This is a genomic window from Anaerofustis stercorihominis, from assembly GCF_024623185.1.
Lineage (GTDB): Bacteria > Bacillota > Clostridia > Eubacteriales > Anaerofustaceae > Anaerofustis.
In genome coordinates this window covers 1-4,771 of record NZ_JANJZK010000034.1, presented here as the reverse complement: position 1 = coordinate 4,771, position 4,771 = coordinate 1, and the positions used below count along the sequence as shown (strand labels likewise).

The window sequence follows — 4,771 nt, the reverse complement described above, 5'->3', positions numbered from 1 at the left end:
GATTTCCAAAGGAATATTTGCGAGTTTCCTTATTCTGTCTATGTCTGATTTACTCTACTCCGCCACTTTTTTAAGTAAGTTTTTTGATTTTATTAGTAAGTTTTTAATTATCAAAAGTAATATCTATTTATAAGAATTATTACTTTAATATTTAGTAAAACCTTTTATACAAGCGGGTTGGGTTAGCGGTCGTTTGGAGAAATTGCGGGCAGCAATTTTCCAAAATCCGACCGCGTTAAGAGCCGCCACGGCGAATGAGTGGCATCCTTTAATCCATATTTTGACTATTAAAAGACTTCGAAGAAGGCTTTCTAAAATTTACTAAAGCAAATTTTAGATGTGTGAAACACATTTAATAACATGAGCAAATTTGCTTTAGCAAGATTTGCGAACCCGACGAGCAAATTTTTGGTGGGGTGCGGGGCGAAACCCCGCAAAGCCTTGATTGTTTTAAGTATAATCGCTTATATTTTTGAAATTGACTATCACCCCTTCTTCATCTTCCTCTTTTGAAACTTCAGCAGTATCTTTTTCAAGTATTTTGCTGAGTAAGTCCAAAGCCCTTAGCTTATCGTAAAACTGAAGCTTTAGTTTCCCTCCGGTAAATTCCACCGATTTAATGGCTCTGTCTTCCAAATCAAAATCCTTTAGTTCCAGCCCCTCACTCTCCACAATGACCACGTCAGAAAGATTATGAAAAGCAATTTTTTTAACTTCTTCTATAACATCGCTTAAGCTCAAGTCTTCTTTTGTCTCATCTTTTTTCAAATAATCCCTCCTTACATAGCAGTACAAAAAAATAAGCACCGACGTGCTTATTTAATCTAAATGTTATCATCCCTAAAGGGAAAAAATTCACCAAGTATTTTTACATATTTAAACATTAAAATACAATTAATTTAATATATACTTATTAAATACGCCAAGATATTATGATAAAATGTAAATATAAACATTAAGGGGTAACAAAATGAAATTTGACAAAAATAAGACTTATGCTCTCGCTCTCGGAGGAGGAGGCGTCAGAGGCGCCTATGAAATCGGAGTATGGCGAGCTTTGATAGAAGAAAATATAAATATAAGATCGGTGTGCGGCACAAGTATAGGAGCCGTGAACGGTGCCTTGGTAGCACAGAAGGATTTTAAAAGGGCGATAAAGCTCTGGACACAGATAACTCCCGAGACCATATACAACAAAGACAGCAACATGGTGGACAGGATAAGGGATATATCCAAATTGGAGGAAATACTCAGAGCCAATCTGGATGAAGAGAAGATAAGAGAAAGCGATATAGACTTCGGCGTCGTTACTTTTAATCTTACGACATTGGAGCCTATAATCATATTCAAGGACGATATGCCAAAGGGCAAGATGATAGATTATATCCTTGCAAGCGCAAATTATCCTATATTCTACAGGCATGAAATAGACGAAGAGGTGTTTGTAGACGGGGGAGTTTATGATAATCTTCCGAGAGGTCCCCTTTCAGATAGAGGCTATAAGGATATAATCGAAGTGGATATAAATCCTCCTCTAAGCAATATCACAAAGAAAAAGGTAGCGGACGACGTGACCGTCCATACCATAATAAGCAAGCATACTCTCTACGGACAGTTTTTATTCAACAGCAAACAGCTGAAGGAAAATATAAATAAGGGATATTTGGATACGAAGTTATATAACGACGAATATCTCTCAAGTCATTATTATGTAAATAGACCGGCTGATAATTACGATATATCTCTTAAGCCGAAGGATATATCAAGGCTTATAATGGACGACAGGTTTGCTAATTTTTTTATCAGCGACAGAAGGATAAAGAGTTATATAGAGTTTGTCAACGATTATTATAAAGACAGGAACGGATACGACTACGGGGATATCCCTATCAGAGACGAAAGATTTTTTATGGCGGCACTTGAAATAACCGCGGACGTTGTGGGACTGGATCCGATAAAAGAATATTCATACGAGGAGTTCAGACTCGAAGTAATAAGGGAAGTAAATGAACTTATATTAAACGAAGAAAAGATATCTTCACTCTTGGACGAGGGGATATTCAATCTTGCAATGAGTTCGGATATGAATTTCGACAAGAAAACGCTTCTTTCTCTGCTAATCTTTGCAAGCAACAGGAGTTCTCTTATCGAATCTATCTTATATACCACTTCACCTAAAATAACCATAGCATTCATTACATCTTTTATTATAATGAACCGACTTAATTACGATGATTTTTCTCTTATGCCTAAGATTATCAACAAGAAAAAATCCGATTTTTAAGGCGAAAACCCGAAATATCCCGAAAGTTATTAACATACCAACAGGTTATCCACAGTTTTCCACAATAAAACATGGATATTTCACCCTTTGAACGTTTTTTTATATTTATTACATTTTTGAAGAAATTTGTAGGGGAATCGAAGAGGCACCGCCTCTTACACCCCGCAAAGTTTTTTCTAAGTAAAATGAAATTAATGAAACTTTTATATAATAATTAAGATTTAGATATGTAAGACAAAAAAGAATGCAGTCTCATTCTTTTCTGAGGTCTTTTTTAGTATTAAAATATAAAAGTTTCCTTTTATTTAGTTCAGGTTAGCGGTCGTTTGGAAAAATTGAAAGTTTCTTTTGAATACAGCCCGCATTTTTTGAAAGTTTTGTCGTCCCGCACCTTTACCATGAAAAGTTTTATATTATATTTAAGGTAATAACTTTTTTATGTGATATGATGATGATTGACTTCAGTAAGTTTAATATCTCTTTTAGCGAAGTTCTCAGGCACCGCGTCCAGCGGGGCGTTTTATCCATTCTGTAACTATTAAAAGACTTCGAAGAAGGCTTTCTAAAATTTACTTTAGAAAATTTTAGATGTGTGAAACACATTTAATAACATGAGCAAATTTGCGTTAGCAAGATTTGCGAATTTATGTAACAAGAATAATTCGTAATTTTTCTTAAGAAAATTTACTGCACAGCATAACTTCGAAATCATGTTGACCTCTGTATTTTGCACAGTAATATCTTAACTAAAGTAAAGATATTAAAAACTCTTTGAAAGTTTTCGGTCAGTCAATATATTCGCAGGGTTCATAAGGGATGGGGTTCCTTATAAGGGTTTTAAGGGGCATAGTCCTAATATATTTAGTTGTATAGAATAATAAGTCATGATATAATCATTAAAAATACATAGGCGAGGTAAAGATATGATAGACGAAGCTTTGGAAATCATCGAAGATTATTTGGACGGTGAAAGCGATACCGATGATTTTAAGACCGACATCGGGGTACTTGTGGATATGGACTATTCCGATATGAAAGAAGAGAACGAAGAAGCAGCGGACTTGATAGCAGAAGACTTACTGGGTGTACTAAACGAACATGAAGACGGGAGCTGTTTGATGACTTTCATGGAAAAGGTAAACGATGTTTACGAACGTATAAAAGAGTTGCTTTAAAGTGCTTTTAGCTTGAAGCCTTTTCTAGTTAAGGCTATTATTACCTTTTTAAGTTTTGTAATACTTATTTTTATTTAATAAGTATCTGATATGTTCTTTATAAGTTTTTTATCAAAAGTATAGGTCCCTGTGCAGGGGCTTTTTTATTTTGCAGAGGAGTATTTAAAAGACTATTTTTAATAATTAATAATATATTCATAAAATCATTAAATATCAAAACATCAATATTGATTTATTTAAAGTAGATATTAAAAAATAAGACAAAGGACTTTCTGGAATTATATACTTCTTTATTAATTTTATATCAAAACATAATTTTGGTTTTTAAGAAAACTATTCTTTTATTCAATTATAATAAAAAATATAATCATAAGTAAAAACTATCCCAAGAAACTTGATTTTATCCTTTTCGGGAAAATGCTGATTTATTTCTTTTATAAAAATAGGAGCCGTCGTTTACTAGTAATCAAACAACTTTTAAAGGTAACTAAGAGTATGCCTATCCTAAACTTAATATTAACATCGTTAATAAAACTAATTCATTTCTTTTATAAAAATAGGAGCTGTCATTTATCATTTAAAAAACAACCATTAAATATGCCGGTCAATAAAAAATCAAAGCCATTTTAACTATTCTTAATGTTTTTCTCTTTAAAAGTAAATTTCATTATTAACTGACAAAACATAGCTCTTATATATTTTGGGGATTAATAACTTTGATAAGCTAAATATTACTTTTTTAATACCAAATATATATTTATCTCTAATAATTAAAAATTATCGTCAACTATAATAAACAGCTCTTTTATAATTTTCATGTGCATGATTTTAATAAGGCTCATATCTTTTCTTAATCTCAGTTATTAAAAATCTAGAGTAATTATTCACTAGTAAGCAAACAACTCTTTCAGATGATTAGAATATGAATGACTTCAGGAAGTTTAATATTTCTTTTAATGTTTGTCTTTCACTCGTTCTTTATCATATAAAGAAGTTATTCACTAGTAAGCAAACAACTCTCTTAGGTGATTAGAATATGAATGACTTTGGTAAGTTTGATATTTTTTTATATTCATCTTTCACTCGTCTTTTATCATATAAAGAAGTTATTCACTAATAAGCAAACAACTTTTTTAGGTAATATGCGGGTGAATGACTTTCGTAAGTTTAATATCCCTTTTAGCGAAGCTCTAAGCCACCGCGGCGAGCGGAGATTTTTTCATTCTTTTTTATCTTTAAAAAAGAATATGTAATATCTTTTAGGTAATATGCGGGTGAATGACCTTCGTAAGTTTAATATCTTTTCTGCCGA

Annotated in this window: 3 protein-coding genes; 2 read left to right on the top strand and 1 reads right to left on the bottom strand. The window is 32.2% G+C overall.

Going from position 1 to position 4,771, the window contains the following annotated elements; genetic code table 11:
- Positions 1-450: 450 nt before the first annotated feature.
- Positions 451-768: a terminase small subunit gene (locus NSA01_RS09665; protein WP_257481252.1), complete on the bottom strand. Its 318-nt coding sequence runs from the start codon at positions 766-768 to the stop codon at positions 451-453.
- A 202-nt stretch (positions 769-970) separates the two neighbouring features.
- Here NSA01_RS09665 and NSA01_RS09660 point away from each other — a divergent pair, with 202 nt between their 5' ends.
- Together NSA01_RS09660 and NSA01_RS09655 are read left to right on the top strand one after the other, a co-directional pair.
- Complete coding sequence (locus NSA01_RS09660; protein WP_257481251.1) at positions 971-2,284, top strand: patatin-like phospholipase family protein; 1,314 nt, start codon at positions 971-973, stop codon at positions 2,282-2,284.
- Between the two features lie 923 nt (positions 2,285-3,207).
- Positions 3,208-3,459: a hypothetical protein gene (locus NSA01_RS09655; RefSeq protein WP_257481250.1), complete on the top strand. Its 252-nt coding sequence runs from the start codon at positions 3,208-3,210 to the stop codon at positions 3,457-3,459.
- The last annotated feature ends 1,312 nt before the right edge of the window (positions 3,460-4,771 follow it).